The following is a 15,304-nucleotide window of genomic DNA, read 5'->3' as shown; positions in this document are numbered from 1 at the left end:
CAGTGAGCTCGAAATGTGGGCCTTTCGACCATGAATGACGCTTGGATATGGGCTGCGATTCTACACAGCTGATTGCCATCAGTTGAACGCTAATGGCGAAAAGGCTGGCTGGCGGATCAGAAAAGTCCCACCTTGCCCCATTAATGACAGCAGCGCTTGAAGCGAAGTTCGCTAAAAGTGATATCGCGACGCTATCAATGCATCGACGAACCCTGTTGAGTCAATGCGGTTTGCACACATTCCAGCAAGTGCTCAGTGCTCCACGGCTTGGGCAGAAACCGCACCGAACCGCCCAGTTGCGCCGCCAGCTTGGTATTACCGGAGGTCAACAGCACTGGCACCGAGGGCCAACGGTGTGCCACTACTTTGCTCAAGTCATAACCGTTCAGTAAGCCCGGCATCTGGATATCGCTGACAATCAGGTCCACCGGTTCATCCTCGCGCTCCAGGTAAATCATCCCTTCATCCGCCGAAGGAAATGACGTGACCAGCGCGCCGAAATCCTCCAGTACATCCACCATTAACGACCGAATGATCTCGTCGTCTTCCAGCACTAAAATCGATGGCTGAGCCATGATCCTTACTCCACCATCAGGGTTCAGTAGGGTGGAGTGGGGTGGGCTTGAATAGGTTCTATTGAATGTTTTTTTAGCGATGGGTGGTCGTTTTAGAGCGGTTGCGCAGCAGTTGCCAGAAGCGGCACAGTGGGGCTGATACAGGCATAATTGGCCGATTGTTGCCCGACGTGGAGCCATTCATGAAGTACGCCTTACTCGCCCTCGCCTTGTTTTTCAGCACTTCCCCGGCTTTCGCGGCCGGCGATGCCGAGGCGGGCGGCAAGCTCTTCACCAAGACCTGCGGCGGCTGCCATAGTGTAGGGGAAGGCGCGCGCGGCGGCTTCGGGCCAGAGCTCAACGGCATTATCGGAAGGCCTGCCGGGATGACCGCCGACTACCAGTATTCCGACGCGATGAAAAACTCCGGGGTGGTGTGGACTCGGGAGAAACTCGCGGCCTATATCGAAGCGCCGAAGAAAGTGGTCAGCGGTACGCGCATGATCTTCTGGGGCATCAGCGACCAGGAGAAGATTGAAAATATCCTGGCCTATCTCGAGACGTTCCAACCCAAGTGATCCCTCAGCGCACATTTCTGAACAGCATCAACCGCGCACTTTCATGCAACCCGCGGGTCAGCGCCTGCAAACGTTGAAACTCCTCGGGATGTTGCGCGGCCACATCGTCACGCGGGGTTTGCGAGGCCAGGTCATGCAGGGTCGGTGAGCTGCCGTCATGTTGCATCTGCAACAGGAAGTCCTGGGTCACGCCGCCGATGATCGGGAAGGTACCTTCGCGCAACACCAGCGGCACCATGCGCTCGCCCTCCGGCGCTGCTTGCTGGATATCCCGGCCCATCGCGCCATTGCGAAAGGGGATGCCCGCCATGCCGGCTACCGTGGGTAGCAGGTCTGCCAACCCGACCGCTTCGTTGATCACCCGGGGTTGCAGGCCGGGTGCGTGGATCAGCAGCGGCACGTTGTTGCTTTCCAGGCCCAACTGTTCGAAGGCCGGTGCCATGTGCGGGATCTGGCTGATGCGGGTGTTATGGTCGCCGAAGAACACAAAAATGCTGTTGTCGTAGTAGCCGCCCGCCTTGGCGATTTCCATCAGGCGGCCGATGTTGTAGTCCAGCAGGCGCACGGCGTTGTATTGCTCGACGCTGCGTGAGCCGGCCGCCTGAGCTTGCTCCAGCGTTACATCCCTGACCTGGAAGCCATCGTTGTGTTTGGGGATGGTGAAAGGCCGATGGTTACCGGAGGTTTGCAGGTAAGCAAAAAAGGGCTCGTCCTTCGGTACCGCGCGCAGCAGTTCGTCACCCTCCTTGAACAGATCCAGGTCGGAAATGCCCCACACGTCCACCCGTGGCGAGCGCCAGTGGCTTTCTTCAAACAGTTGCACGCCGTCGATGCTCTGGCGGATCAACGCATTGATATTCGCCCAGCCGGCGTTGCCGCCGATCATGTAGAACTTCTGGTAGCCCTCGAATGCGTTGATCAGCGTGTGCTGCCGGGTGATCAGCGGGTTGCGCGTGGCGGTCTCTTGGCGGGTGACGTCGGGCACGCCGGTGATGCTCGCCCACACGGTCTTGGCAGTGCCGGTCACGGGCACGTAGAAGTGTTTGAAGAACCAGCTTTGCGTCGCCAGTTTGTCCAGGTTCGGCGTGGGGTTGAGCGGGTTGCCATAGGCGCCCACGGCGCTGGTGCCGAGGGATTCGAGCATCACGAAAATCACGTTGGGCGGCCGATCACCTGCCAGTCGATAGGGCTGCACGCCTTGTTCGCGGACGAAGTTCAGTCGTTGGGGATCAGGCTGGCCGACCCCCAGATACGCGGCGACTTGCGGGTAATGCTCGCGCACTTTGGCTTCATCGAATTGCGATTGGCCGACCTTGAGCGTGTCATACAAAAACAGCACCGGGTTCAGGCCTGCGGCGGCGACCTGGCTGTTGCCGGAAAAGAACGCGTCGCTCCAGCGCAGAGGCACCGGGTTTTCAAGGTTGAGGTTGGCAACGCGGCCGAGCAGGGTCAGTAGCACGGCAACTACACCGAGTACTGAAACTGCGGTCAGGGTCAATTTGCCGATTGCTTTGGGCTCAGTGTCCAGGGTCAACCGCTCAAGGCAGACCAGCGCCCACACCCACAACGCCACCGCCGCCAGCCAGCAAGCCGTTATCCACAGCACGGGGTAGGTTTCCCACACCATCTGTTGAGAAATCTGCGCGTCTTGCAGGTAGCGCAACACTGTCGCATTGATGCGCACGCCGAGGTAGGCGTAGTGGCCGAAGTCGATGATGTACACCAGGCCGACCACGGCCAGCACCACGACCAGGTAACCGCGCGCCAGCCAGCGCAACGCGGGCAGCGTCGTCAGGTTCCAGCGCGGAAACCAGGCAAGCAGCGCCAGCGGCAGCAGGATCAATACCGCCAGGCGCAGGTCGAAACGCAGCCCGATGCCCAGGGTTTCCAGCAGCGCCGGCGTGCGCAGGTCTACCCCGGAAAACACCAGCACAAACACCAGCCGCAGCGCGACCAGCAAGGCAAACACCAACCCGATCGCGCCCACGCCGTAGCGCAGGCGACGTGATTGCAACGCCCCCATCATTGACCTCTGTGCCATTTCAAAAGAGGGCGCCAGGCGGCGCCGATCAACAGCCACGTGCCGGCAACCAGGCAATAGCCGGTCAGCAACGGGTCGACCAGATAGTCCCAGTAATTTTCCGAAGCCTTGAGCCGCAGCGCGAAGGCCAGGGTGCCGACCGCCAGCATCCATACCGCCAACTGATTGCGCAGCGCCACCATCAACAGCGCCATTGCACCCACCAGCACAATCATCGGCCGAGGGTTGAAGCCCCAGCGGTAGGGATCGAAATAGGTCAGGCCCAGGGTGGCGGGGTACAACAACAGGCTCAGCGCGCCAAACAACATCAGCAGTTGCACCTGATGTTGACGGCCAAGCGGCTGCACTACCCCCAGTCGGCACAACCCGACCCACGCCAACAACACCAGGGTGCTGATCGCCAGGTCATCCGTAAAACTTCGCACATAGGCCGCCAATGGCAGCTCATTGACCGGGATAAAACTCACCGCCACCAGCACCGGCAACAGCCATGGACGCCAGGGCGCGGTAAAGCGCAGGGCACAAAGCGCCACAAACCCCAGCAGTACGAAACTCAAATGGGCCTGCCAAAACCACAGCATTACAAACGCTCCGCCAGCCAGGCTTCGTTGAAGCTGACATGTTTGATAAAGGTGTTATTCCACGAGTACACCAGGTGGTACATGCCGTCCGGGCTGCGGCTGAAGTACGGGTACTCGTATTCGAATTCGCAGCCACGGGGTTTGCATACCCGATAATCCAGGCTACTGAGAAAGCGCTGCTCCAGTGGCAGGCGTCGTGCACCGCTGGAAGCACGAAAGCCTTCGCCGATGATGTCTTTGTAAGCCTCGGGGGAAAACGGTTGGCCAAGCGGGTCGGGCGATTGGTCCAGCTCCACCACTGTGCGCCACTGAGTGAACTGGGCGTCGGTGCCGTAGAGGCTGAGCTTGAAGCGGCCGTCTTGCAGGTCATTGAGGGCCACCAGCAAACCGTCGTCCACCGTGCCCACCGCCGCCAGCGACGAATTGGGGTTGGCCGGCTCCAGCGGGTACGGCTCGCTCCAGGTTTGCCCGGCGTCTTCGGTACGGCTGGCGAGGACGCGGTGATGAGTTTCACCGGCATAACGCAGCATCGCCACGGCGCGCTGGCCATCCAGCGGCACGATGGTCGGTTGCAGGGAATTCTTGCCCCGGCTGATGCGGAATTTATCGATCACCGCACCATCGGCGCTCAAGTACAGGTACTCGGCAAACTTGCCCATGAACTCGTGGTACACCGGCAGGCCGATGGAGCCGTCGGCGTGAAACACCGGCGCGGCGCGCACCAGGGTACTGATGTTGAAGAACGGCGAGGTCACCAGTTGCCGGGGCGCCGACCAGCTCGCGCCGAGGTCGTTCGAGACCATCAGGTTGATCGCACTGGTCGCCCAGCCGCCGACGGACACCGACACGTAAAACATCCACAGGCGTTGATCCGGCCCCAGGGCGATTACCGGGTTGCCCAGTTTGCGAATATAGCGCTGGGTGCCGTCGCGAGTGCTTTCCCGCGTGGCCAGCACGTGCTCGGCGCCCCATTCGCCGCTGCGTGCATCAAAGCGCGCGGTGCGCACCTGCACATCGGCGGCACCTTCGCGCGAACCTGCGAACCACACGGCCATCAAGTCGCCGCCGGGCAGCGCGGTGACCGATGAAGAGTGCACAAAGTCATTGAGCTGCGAGGACACAAAACGGCTGGTGTATTGCGCTGCTGTCGCCACCTTCGAGGTGTTCGGGCCCACTTGGGCAAACGGCGCCAGGACATGGGGTGGATGGCTTTGCCAGGCGGCGAAAAATACCGCGAGCAAGCTGCAGATCAGTAAGGCGGAGCGCATAGGGAACCTGTCGGTAAAGGGATTACTGCGCACGCTCATCCGGCAGGCGCTTCCTGCGACCGGTGAGCATCGATAACGGCAGGTTGTCCCGCACCTGAATACTTTCATACACCGCTGCCAGCACATGGACACACACCAGCCCCAGCAACACGTTGGCCGCGGTCTCGTGGATTTGCAGCGGCCAATCGGCGCCCCATAAGGCATCGATTTCCTGCATCAAAAAGCCGCTGACGCCGATCACCACTAGTGCCAACAACATCAGCAGCATCACTAAGGCACCGAGGGGCGAATGGCCCAAGCGATGCAGTGGACGACCCTTTAGCAGCGAGCGCACGTGGGCACCTAGCCGATTCGGTGTAGGCCAAAAGTCCGCCCAGCGCGCACTGCGCGGGCCGACGAATCCCCACACTGTTCGTACCAGCAGCCAGCCCATGGCGTAGTAGCCCAGCCAGACATGCCAGTCATCGCCCGCTTCGTTAAAGAAGTAATTGGCGACAAAGACCCCGGCGATGGACAGATGAAAAAGCCTCACCAGCGGGTCCCACAGGCGCAGGGATTCGCCTGGCATCAGCCCTTGATCTCAGTCTTCACGGCCTTGCCGGTAACCGGGTCGTGGTAGATCTCGACCTTGCGCTTGTCCTTATCGAAGCCGTAGATTTCGTAGCAGTTGCCGTCGGTGACCTTGAACTTGCTGATCTCGTAGCCTTCGGCCTTGAGCTTGTCCTGGAAGGCCTTTTCGTCTTGCCATTGCGAGCGTTCAGCCGTGGTGCATTGCGGGCCGGCGACGGCCAGGGGGCTTGCGATAATCAGGGACAGCAGGAGAATTTTGCGCATGGAAAAGCTCTCAGCGTATGTGGGAGGTTTCACAGTGCAAAACCAACCTTAGCGCAACCTTAGTTGGCAACGAGCCGTAACATCTTTCCCGAAATAACCCCCGACAGAACCCGGCATGATGCCGCCGTTTCCTACAGAGATTCTGCTATGCGCCTACTCCTTGTCGAAGATGATCGTGCCCTCGGCCAGGGGATTCGCGTGGCATTGGGCGCCGAAGGCTACACCCTGGATTGGCTGCAGGATGGCCTCAGCGCATTGCACGCCCTGCGCAGCGAATCCTTCGATTTACTGTTGCTCGACCTCGGCCTGCCACGCCTTGACGGCCTCGACCTGTTGCAGCAACTACGCGCCGAGCAGCACGACCTGCCGGTGCTGATCCTCACCGCCCGCGACGGCACCGCCGAGCGCATCGCCGGGCTGGATGCGGGTGCTGACGACTACCTGATCAAACCGTTCGACGTGGAAGAACTCAAGGCGCGCGTGCGTGCGCTGTTGCGCCGCAGCCAGGGCCGCGCACAGCCGATGCTGGAACATGCGGGCGTCAGCCTCGACCCGGCCACCCAGCAAGTGCGGTATCAGGACGAGGACATCATCGTCACCCCGATGGAGTACCAACTGCTGCACCAACTGATGGTGCGCCCCGGCAAAGTGGTGACGCGTGAGCGCCTGTCCCGCGCGCTGTAAGGCTGGCAGGACCGCGTCGAGAGCAACACCCTGGAGGTACTTATCCACAACCTGCGCAAAAAACTCTCCACCGAACTGATCCTCGACGCGCCACCGGCGACCCTCGGTTCCCACGACCTTATGGACAATGGCAACGACTGGTGCGCTTTCCTTCTCGCCGACCCGCAGCAGGGCCTGTTGATATGGGTGGGCGAGCGCGACGACATTCGCCAGGACCTGATCCAGCGCATCGTTCGGCACACACTGTGGCCCACGTTGATCGGTGTGCCGCTGCTGGCGCTGTTGATCTGGCTGACCATCGGCTGGGGCCTAAAGCCCCTGCGCGCCATGGTGTTGTCGATTCGTGGACGTAACACCGAGACCCTGCAACCGCTGCACCTCAAGCCTTTGCCCTCCGATCTTCTCCGTCGGCGGATAGATCCACACCACCGGCGCTTGCGGCGCAGCCTCCAACGCGGGGATGCCAAGGGTGTTGCCCGGGTCAATCGCAGGCGTCCAGATCAGCTCCACGCCCTCACCCAGATCCGCCACAAACTGTTCGCCACGGACTTGAAACTGCACTACGTCAATCATCTGCCAACTGGCATGGTTGCCCGTGTAAAACCCATACCCCTTGAGCGTGCCGTCCTCACGCTGCTCGATATGCAAACGCATCTGCGAGCGCGCCCGTTGCAGGGAGCGTAATTGTTCCTCGCTGTAGAGCGCGCTATCGCCCAACTCCGAAGGCCAAACCAGCGCCACCAAACCCGCCAGCAGACCACCCACCATGGTGCCGGCAGCTGCGGCCGTCGCTTCCAGTACTGCCGACCGCAACGCCAACTGACCCAGCCCGACAGGCAAGGCGCTGCCGCTGATCTTGCTCAATGCAACAACGCCCTGGCTGTCCACCTCGCGCCCGCCCAGCAGGCTGAAATGGCCGTAATCCTTGATCAGCTCCAGCGGCACAAAGCCGGTAGGACTGGTGTAGCGAATGATGCCGTTGGGCAGTTGGCAGGGTTTGGTGAAGACGCAGCCAACAGGTTTGGCTGGAGCAGGTTTTGGGGCAGGGGGAGGGTCGAATAATTCGATAGGCGGGAAATAGGGGGCAGGTTTCGGCTGCCGGGTCAGGATTCGCCGTTTGAGTTGTTCTTCTTCTGTGATGGGATAAAAGCGTTCTGACATGACCGGCTCACTTCCTTGTGCGAAGGAGTGAGCCTACGAGGGGCTGCCGGAGGGTGAAATGGGCTTTGTTCGATGCTGGATGTGGGAAAAATCAGCTGGTTTGCAACGAATTCGAAAGCGGGCTGGAACGCTCTCATCTACCCGTGGCCGGTGAGTACGTCTTGTCCTGCGGCTAAAGCCTACAGGTACGTAGGACTGCTCTGGTTTTCATCTGGCCGCCTCTGAGGCAGCAAGCGTTCCCTCCGTCACTACCAACCGGCGACCGGCGACCGGACTTGAGAATCCGAGAAACAGCATAGGCAGTAAAAAGACCTTGGGACGGCAAGGTCTTTTTTTGTCCGCCAATCAGGTCAGCAGGTGCTTGGAAATCAGTCGGGAGATTTCGACGATTGAGGTTTTGCCGGTGAATTCGAATTTCACTTTGCCGAGCGACGAAAAGTAGATTTCCAGCTCTGAGTCCAGGTCGAACGTGCCTGACGTTTCCACCGAGTACGCCACGATATTTTTGTACGGAAGCGACGTGAAGTCTTTCTTGCTGCCGGTGATGCCTTGCACGTTCACGGCGATGATGCGTTTGGTGGTGAAGACCACGCCGTCGCGCATGGCTTTGTAGGCGTCGACCACTTCTTCGCCGTCCAGCAGCAGGGACGCTACACGTTCGGCGTATTCGTTGTTTTGTTTGAGTTTGAAGAAGCCTTTGTTGTTGAAGTCGATCATGGGACGGTCCTTGTGGGGTGTCAGTGAGGGCGCGCTATCGTTGGCGGCCATCGCGAGCAAGCGTGTTCCTGCAAAAAGCAGGTCGCGTTACTGGATGGCTTTCAGGTAGTCCTTGAGTGCGCCGAGTGGGGCGTTCAGTTCCTCTAGCGTAGAGGCTTGTTGGGCATTCAGTGCGAGCCTGTGCAGTTCACGCCCCAGCACAGTATCGGCACCGCCTAACGCACTTAATGCCTGGGCGATGCATTCATCGAGCTTGACCAGAATCCCTGCCAAATCCCCCTGCCGCACCAACAGCCCAAACACTTCCCGCTCATACCCATCCATCACCAGATCGTCGCGCAGCAACGGGCTACCATCCTCGGTCTCATGCACGAGTTTCAGGGCGAACAGCGCAGCCGCTTCAAGCATCAATTCCATGGTCCCGCTACCTCCACTGTCACTTTCCGGCAGGCGAAAAAAAGACCTTGAATTTCAAGGTCTTTCTTTAAGATGGTGCCCGAGCGAGACTCGAGTAATAGCATAACTATATAATTAACATGGTTTTATACGTATGTACACTTCGGTTGTACCGTAAAGGGTACACCCTGCCTGCCTCCAATAAGGACGTGTGTGGATGGAAGCCGGCACGTAGGGCAAGCCCGCTTCCAGCGAGGGCTGCGCTTTGGCCAACGCTTCCTGTCCCGATAGGCCGAATACAGCTCGCAAGTGAACGCAGCAGCCGCACCTGGCGGTGCGTCGCCGAACAGCGCCGCCTCGACGTCGTTGAAATCGGGATGCTCGAGCACCAGAGATGCGAGGATTCTGCGGAAATACCCATAGATCGCGGGCATATCGTCGACCAGTAGGGGGTGCCGGTTCGGTGTTTATCGCTTATTCTGCGGAGCATCAAGAGGGATATCGAGGGTGAAGGTTGCGCCCTGTCCAGCCCCATCGCTGTGCACGGTCAAGCTGCCACCCATTTCCTGCGCGGCTAGCGCGCAGCTGTGCAGGCCGAAACCGTGACCGTCTTTGCGAGTAGTGAAGCCATGCGAAAAGATACGCGCCAGGGACTCTGGCGCAATCCCATTGCCGTTGTCGGTCACCGTAATACGCAGTACTGATCCGTCAGCGAGGGAGGCGTCGAGCGTGATGCACGGGCTGCGATCGCCCACGCCGTCCAACGCCTGCTTGGCGTTGCTGATCAGGTTCACCAGAATCAGCAGCACCCGGTGCCGATCCAGCGAGAGCAGGGGCAAGTCGGCAATCTCCTTGACCACCGTCACCTCCTGGCGCGCCAGTGATCCGGCACTCATGCGCAAAGCATCATCGATTAACTCTGGGACCGGCACTGTTTCGACGACACTGACGGCAACGGCATAGGACTGCTGGGCAGCGACAATGGTTTTGATGTGGTCAACGCCCTTGGTGAGTCGCCCGAGTTCTTCGATGATGCCCTGTTGCTCTGCCGTCACCACCTCCGCCAGCTTGAGCAGGTAGCCGGGCAGCATCTTTCCTTTGTGGTCTCTGGTGAGAAAGTCGCTCAGGTCATTGACGTGTTCGTTCATCAGCTGAGCCACCTTGCCCAGCCCCTGGGCTTTGGAGGTGCGCATCTGGCTGCTGACCAGTTCTGCCGATACGTTCACGCTGTTGAGGACGTTGCCGACGTTATGCAGCACAGTAGTGGCGATTTCGGCCATGCCCGCCTGACGGGATTTTGCATGCAGTTCGGTTTGCACCTGGCTCATGCGTATCGCCGCGCGTACGCGAGCCTTGAGCTCCAGCGGCGAGAAGGGTTTGGCAATATAGTCATCGGCGCCACTCTCCAGCCCGGAAACGCAGGCCTCGCTGCCGCCGCGGGCGGTCAGCAGGATCACGGGTAAATGGGCGAAACCGGCGCTGGCTTTGATTCTGGCTGTCAGGCCAAAGCCGTCGAGCTCCGGCATCATCACATCCGAGACGACGACATCGATTGGTCGATGCTGCAGGAGTGCCCAGGCCTGCTCTCCATCAGCTGCGGTGGCGACGATGTAGTCGTTGTGCAAAAGTTCGCTGAGGTAGCTAAGCATTTCCGGGTTGTCGTCTACCACTAGCACCCTGGACTGCAAGGCGTGTTCCGGGTGCTGCTCGTCGTCTGCGCCTTCCGTCGAAGCTCGTTCGTTGCTGCTGCCATGGCGGCCGTCGTCGAAACGCAGGTGGCGCTGCTCGGTTGTGCTCGTTGTGCTCGGTGACGATAGCTCGTGCATATTGCTGGCTTCGGTCGGCAAGGTGTTTTGCTCAGCCCCCAGCGGAAGTCGAACAAAGAAGCACGACCCCCGTCCGGGCTCGCTGTTGACGCCGACTTCGCCCCCCATCAGTTCGACCAGATCCTTGACCAGGGCAAGACCGATGCCTGTGCCGCTGTAGTGGCGCGTGGCGGAATTGTCGATCTGGGAAAAACGCTGGAACAGCAGCGGCAGTTTGTCTGGCGCAATGCCAATCCCCGAGTCTTGCACCGAGAGTTCAAATCGCTCGCCATCAAGCGGAGTTACTGCCAGGTGCACAGTGCCGCCAGCAGGCGTGAACTTGATGGCATTGCTCACCAGGTTGAGAAGAATTTTCTCGAAGTGTCGGGGGTCCAGGAAAACCGTGCCGAGCGCGGGATCGATGCTGCAGGTTAACGTGCAGCCTTTGCCCTTGGCCACCATGGCGGCATCCTCGGCCAGCACGCCAACCGCCTTGTTCAAGTCAATTGGCGCCGGGAACAACTCAAACTTGCCCGCTTCGGCCTTGGAAAAATCGAGGATGTCGTTCACCCGGTTCATCAAGCGCAGCGCGTTGCGTTGGGCGCGGTCGATTTGCACACGCCAGTCCGCCGGCGGGATGGTCGCCGCCGAGAGCTGCTCCAGGGGGGCGAGAATGAGGGTCAGAGGGGTGCGCAGTTCGTGGCTGACCGTGGCAACGAAATCGCTCTTTGCCTGGTTAGCCGTATCGGCCTGGTTGCGCGCCTCAATGAGTTCGACGGCCTGCGCTTCCAGCGCTTCGGTCTGCTGGTGCAGCGTGTCGGTCCGTTCGGCGACCATTCTTTCCAAAGAGCCCTGGACTTGCTGTCGTTCAGCTTCGGCCTCGGCCTCCAGCACCCGGATGCGCAGGGCGTTCTCCTGGAACACCCGTACGGCGCGGGTCATTATCCCAATCTCGTCGCCGCGTCCGGCGCTGGCGATCTCGGCGTTCAGGTCGCCGGCCGCAAGCCGGCGCATGACCAAGGCCAGGGCCACGATGGGCTGCGCGACAAACCGCGACGTGCTCCAGGCGATGGCGCCGGCCAGCAGGATGGCGACGGTACCCGCGACCACCGTCGCAAGCATGCCGCGATCATTGTGGACCAAGGCGTCGGAGCGCGCTTCGCCAGCGAAGCGCGCAACCAACAGGCCGGCGCTCCGTGCCTCGTTGCGAACTTGGTCGCGCGCGCCGCTCAACGAGTTGCTCGCCTGATGGAACCTGGCGAATGCCGCCCGGTAGCCGGCAATCTGATCGTTGACAGTCAAGGGCGTAGCCTTGGCTTGCAGCCCCACGGTCGAAGGGAGAACGCGCGCGAGACGGGAGAGCTCGTCCAGAATGTCGCCGACAGAGCCGGCGACCTCGGCCGACGGTGACAGGCGAAACGACAAGGTCTGTGCCTCCAGGGTGGCAACGCGCTCGGCGAAACGCTTGGACAACGCGGCTGCATTGTTCAGCAAACCGGTTTCTGCCTGAATGTCGTTTGCGTCGTGGGCAACGTTCTCGTTCACTTCATCCAGCATCGCCTCGAGGCGATCGGCCACATCCGCGACGGCGGCGAGATGCAGCAAAGCCTCATCTCCCCGGTGTTTGGGCGCCTCGCCAAGGTGCTCGACCGCCAGGCTGACAGCAGCGACTGCCGTCGCCAACTGGTCCAGGGTCTCTCCCTCCTGCGGCGTCCCCATCACCTCACGCAATTGCTCGACCACGGGCGGGAGTGCCGCGCAGGCGTTCCGCGCTGCAGTGGCGGCCGCCCCATCGCCGGTCACCAGCATCTTGGCCACATTGGCGGTGAGGATCCGTTCGCCGTTGCGGAGGATATCCAGGATGCGATGGGCGCTTTTGATGTTGCTCACCCGCGCTTCGTGGTCAGTGGCGCGGGAATCAAGCCCCTTCAGCCCATCGGCGATGCCCTGTTCGACGAGGATCGTCGCCTCTCGCATCCGGCCGTAGTGGGCGGTCATGTTCTCCGTTTCGCCATCCATGGTCAGTGTCGCCGCCCGCAAGGCGGCGATCGCCGCGGCGAGCCTCTCCAGACTGCCCTTGAGCGATTCCGCCTCAGCCACCGGAATGGCGGTGAGGCCGGCGATAGCAGTCGCCACCATGCCTTCGGCCTGGAGCAGGCTTTCCTGGTCGCGGGTTGCGATGAAGTTTTCCACCCGCTCGGTGGCCCCGTTGACCGACGCCAGAATTTCCGCGGAATGGCTGGCAGAATCCACTGCCCGTACCATGCCTCGCAGGCCGTAGAGGTTCACTAGCGATACCGCCAGCATCAGGAACACCAGTGCGGCGACCGCCAGGCCAATTTTGACGGCAATGGGCCTGTCCCTGGCTGGTTTGAATGTCAACATAGCGCCTCGCATCCTCGCTCCCATCCCGCCACTACTGCGTCATAACCTCCGGCAAAGGCGCCGGCGGCGCGGTATTGTTGATGGCCGCGTCGATCATCGCCGCAACGGAAGCCTGGCTGTAGAAAGGATTGGCGGCGCCGCCCACGGGAATAGTGGCGAGCCAGGCGTCCAGGTCTTTCGCATCGATGCGTACCAGCGGCACCTCGACGAACTTTGGCACCTGCTTGCCCGCCAGAATCTGCTGGGCCACCCAGAAACCCACTTGGGAGACGCTCGGGGAGGCGGAGACCGAGACGGTCTCGTAGCCATTGGCATCGCGTTCCTGTTTCCACAGGGCGAGTTCGTCCTGACGGTTCCCCATCACGATGATCGGCAAAGGGCGTCCCGCCGCCTTGAACGCCATGGCCGCGCCATAACCGTCGCCCCCCTGAGTAGCGACGGCATCAATGCTGGGCAGCGACGGCAGCGCCAGCGCCACCTCCTTGCGTGCGACGGAAGCCGTCCAGTTCCCGTACACGGTCTTGGCGAACCTCAAACCCGGATAGTCGCCGGCGGCCTTGCGAATGCCGTCGCTGATGTTTTTATCGGTGGCATCGCCGGCAATGCCGCGGATCTCTAGCAGCGTTCCGTTCCCCTTGAGGCGCTCGGCGACATAGTCCATTTCCACGCGGCCCATGGCGGACCAGTTGTAGTCCACTGTATAGACGCAGCGTTCGGTGACCAGGCTGGCCATGACGACCACCACGATGCCGGCGTTGCAGGCATCCCGGATCACCCCGTTGAGGGCCGTGTCGGACGAGGCCAGGATGACGATGGCGCTGACTCCCTTGACGATCATGTCCTGGATATGGGCCGCTTGTTCCGACGCCGAGTTATTGGCGCTGACCACCGGAGCCTCCCGGATCAAGCCATCCTTTTGCGCTTGGAGCGCAATCTCCTGCCAGTTCCGCACCATCACCTTGCGAAAATCGCTGCCCGCGTAGGAGTTGCTGAAGGCAATGATATTGCTTGCTGTAGGGCCGCCGGCGATGCCGCCGTCGGCAGCTTGGGCTGGATTGGCGGCAACCATCGCTAGCCCGGTCAGGCAGCCGGCGAAGCGCCACAAGATTTTGTGGATCGGTTTAGTGTTCATGCTGTTCTCCATCGTGCGTGGGATTTACCACCAGTACTCCGCCTGCACCTGCCGACAGCCTGGACCGATCAGATGAGCCACCTTGCCCAGTTATTCCTGCGGCACTTTGCGTTCGTTAGTCTGGAACGTTGACCCGGTGCTGACTTGGTCAAGTCGCCAGAGAGAAGCTTGCGTCGCTGAAAAATGCAGTAGAAATATCCCCCCCTACAGGACCCCGCACCCTGTGAATGTTGATCTGCGCCCCTCTTTACTTGTGATGCATTTGTGGCGATTGCCGTTGGGGTCAAATGGATATTTATCTCAACCGCTGCAGGGCGCAGCTGTGGAAACCAACACTGGGTAAAGATTCGATTCGGATTACTCATAAGGTGCAGCGTTCACTCTATTAATCTTCAGTAGTGTGGCAAACGCCGGGCCGTCTACTGCCTTGCTAAAATAGTAGCCTTGGCCTACTCGCACTGGTGAGCTTTCAAAAATTCAAACTGTTCGTTGGTTTCTATGCCTTCGACGGTCATACCAATGCCAACATCGCGGGCGAAACTGATGAGGCGTGCAGGGTTGTAGCGCTGGCCGGATCCCGGGAGGTGTTGTCGATGAAAGCCACTGCGGCACTGCCGAACAAAGCTTCTTCAGCGGACGCCAAGCCATTTTTGGCATGCGCGGCAAGACCGAGAGTCTCGCGGAAATTCTCACGGACTGACGGAGTATCGCCAATGACCAAAGTGCGCCGATTGACACGCGTTACCAGACTGCTCATTCGGCCATTTCAATAATAGAACCGGGCATGAAGAGCTAAGCACATACAGACTCCTTTCCTTGGCGGCCGACAACTGAAACCAATACATTGCTTGCAGTAGCGATGAGCATAGTCTCAACGTATCCGCTTCGTTGGAAAGGTGACGTCAATCCGAAATCAATGACCTTTCTGCGCCATCGTTGTTGAATGGCCGCTTGCATGAGTCGGGCTTGCCGTAGGTGGCGTTGCTGCCTGGCTTGCGAACCGCTTAGCACGCCGTTCAGGAACAGTGCCATATCGAAGGGATTGGTCACGCTCTGCCTCCAATGTAGGCCGCAACCACATCTATCCGGTAATCACCGAGCTCAAGGCTGATCTGTTGGCGCGCCGGTTGCGTAGGGCTTCTTTGAGTCGAAACATGGCGCACACTCG

General features: G+C 60.3%; 12 protein-coding genes and 4 pseudogenes. 3 read left to right on the top strand and 13 right to left on the bottom strand.

The window, feature by feature from the left end:
• Window positions 1-194 precede the first annotated feature (194 nt).
• Complete coding sequence (locus ACR52_RS08110) at window positions 195-575, bottom strand: response regulator (RefSeq protein ID WP_048722836.1); 381 nt, start codon at window positions 573-575, stop codon at window positions 195-197.
• A gap of 182 nt (window positions 576-757) precedes the next feature.
• Between ACR52_RS08110 and ACR52_RS08105 the strand changes: the two genes are divergently transcribed.
• Window positions 758-1,132, top strand: a complete 375-nt coding sequence (locus tag ACR52_RS08105; RefSeq protein WP_048722834.1) for a c-type cytochrome — start codon at window positions 758-760, stop codon at window positions 1,130-1,132.
• Between the two features lie 4 nt (window positions 1,133-1,136).
• Here the strand turns inward: ACR52_RS08105 and ACR52_RS08100 are convergent, their stop codons facing one another.
• From ACR52_RS08100 to ACR52_RS08080, 5 genes are read right to left on the bottom strand one after another with little or no spacing between them, the layout of a single operon-like run.
• Complete coding sequence (locus tag ACR52_RS08100; RefSeq protein WP_048722832.1) at window positions 1,137-3,155, bottom strand: LTA synthase family protein; 2,019 nt, start codon at window positions 3,153-3,155, stop codon at window positions 1,137-1,139.
• The gene (locus ACR52_RS08095) at window positions 3,155-3,754 is read right to left on the bottom strand and encodes a hypothetical protein (RefSeq protein ID WP_048722830.1); all 600 of its coding nucleotides are present in this window, start codon (window positions 3,752-3,754) and stop codon (window positions 3,155-3,157) included. The genes ACR52_RS08100 and ACR52_RS08095 overlap by 1 nt, the downstream gene beginning before the upstream one ends.
• Complete coding sequence (locus ACR52_RS08090) at window positions 3,754-5,022, bottom strand: sialidase family protein (protein WP_048722828.1); 1,269 nt, start codon at window positions 5,020-5,022, stop codon at window positions 3,754-3,756. The genes ACR52_RS08095 and ACR52_RS08090 overlap by 1 nt, the downstream gene beginning before the upstream one ends.
• 22 nt (window positions 5,023-5,044) lie before the next feature.
• Window positions 5,045-5,590: a cytochrome b/b6 domain-containing protein gene (locus ACR52_RS08085; RefSeq protein ID WP_048722825.1), complete on the bottom strand. Its 546-nt coding sequence runs from the start codon at window positions 5,588-5,590 to the stop codon at window positions 5,045-5,047.
• Entirely contained in the window at window positions 5,590-5,856 is a 267-nt protein-coding gene (locus ACR52_RS08080) for a PepSY domain-containing protein (RefSeq protein ID WP_048722823.1), read from the bottom strand. The genes ACR52_RS08085 and ACR52_RS08080 overlap by 1 nt, the downstream gene beginning before the upstream one ends.
• Window positions 5,857-6,003: 147 nt before the next feature.
• On the opposite strand from ACR52_RS08080, the pseudogene ACR52_RS08075 reads away from it, so the two are divergent.
• Window positions 6,004-6,621, top strand: a pseudogene (locus ACR52_RS08075) (response regulator); the annotation flags it as partial.
• A pseudogene (locus tag ACR52_RS30900) lies at window positions 6,619-7,056 on the top strand (two-component sensor histidine kinase); the annotation flags it as partial. The pseudogenes ACR52_RS08075 and ACR52_RS30900, both read left to right, overlap by 3 nt.
• Here ACR52_RS30900 and ACR52_RS08070 read toward each other — a convergent pair.
• From ACR52_RS08070 to ACR52_RS31170, 7 genes and pseudogenes are all read right to left on the bottom strand, one after another.
• Window positions 6,940-7,701 (bottom strand): annotated as a pseudogene (locus ACR52_RS08070) (S-type pyocin domain-containing protein); the annotation flags it as partial. The pseudogenes ACR52_RS30900 and ACR52_RS08070 sit on opposite strands and share 117 nt — an antisense overlap.
• Before the next feature lie 345 nt (window positions 7,702-8,046).
• The gene (locus ACR52_RS08065; RefSeq protein WP_048722821.1) at window positions 8,047-8,418 is read right to left on the bottom strand and encodes a PH domain-containing protein; all 372 of its coding nucleotides are present in this window, start codon (window positions 8,416-8,418) and stop codon (window positions 8,047-8,049) included.
• An 87-nt stretch (window positions 8,419-8,505) separates the two neighbouring features.
• On the bottom strand, window positions 8,506-8,835 hold the full coding sequence (locus ACR52_RS08060; RefSeq protein WP_048722820.1) for a hypothetical protein: 330 nt from the start codon (window positions 8,833-8,835) through the stop codon (window positions 8,506-8,508).
• A gap of 446 nt (window positions 8,836-9,281) precedes the next feature.
• Window positions 9,282-13,004, bottom strand: a complete 3,723-nt coding sequence (locus tag ACR52_RS08055; RefSeq protein ID WP_048722818.1) for an ATP-binding protein — start codon at window positions 13,002-13,004, stop codon at window positions 9,282-9,284.
• Between the two features lie 31 nt (window positions 13,005-13,035).
• Complete coding sequence (locus ACR52_RS08050; protein WP_152687598.1) at window positions 13,036-14,136, bottom strand: ABC transporter substrate-binding protein; 1,101 nt, start codon at window positions 14,134-14,136, stop codon at window positions 13,036-13,038.
• Window positions 14,137-14,647: 511 nt separating this feature from the next.
• Entirely contained in the window at window positions 14,648-14,893 is a 246-nt protein-coding gene (locus ACR52_RS08045; protein WP_048722813.1) for a hypothetical protein, read from the bottom strand.
• Window positions 14,826-15,186: pseudogene (locus ACR52_RS31170) on the bottom strand (hypothetical protein). The gene ACR52_RS08045 and the pseudogene ACR52_RS31170 overlap by 68 nt, the downstream one beginning before the upstream one ends.
• Window positions 15,187-15,304: the final 118 nt, after the last annotated feature.

The sequence above is a fragment of the Pseudomonas fildesensis genome, assembly GCF_001050345.1.
Lineage (GTDB): Bacteria > Pseudomonadota > Gammaproteobacteria > Pseudomonadales > Pseudomonadaceae > Aquipseudomonas > Aquipseudomonas fildesensis.
The sequence above is the reverse complement of the archived record's forward strand: the minus strand, read 5'-3'. Positions and strand labels throughout refer to the sequence as shown.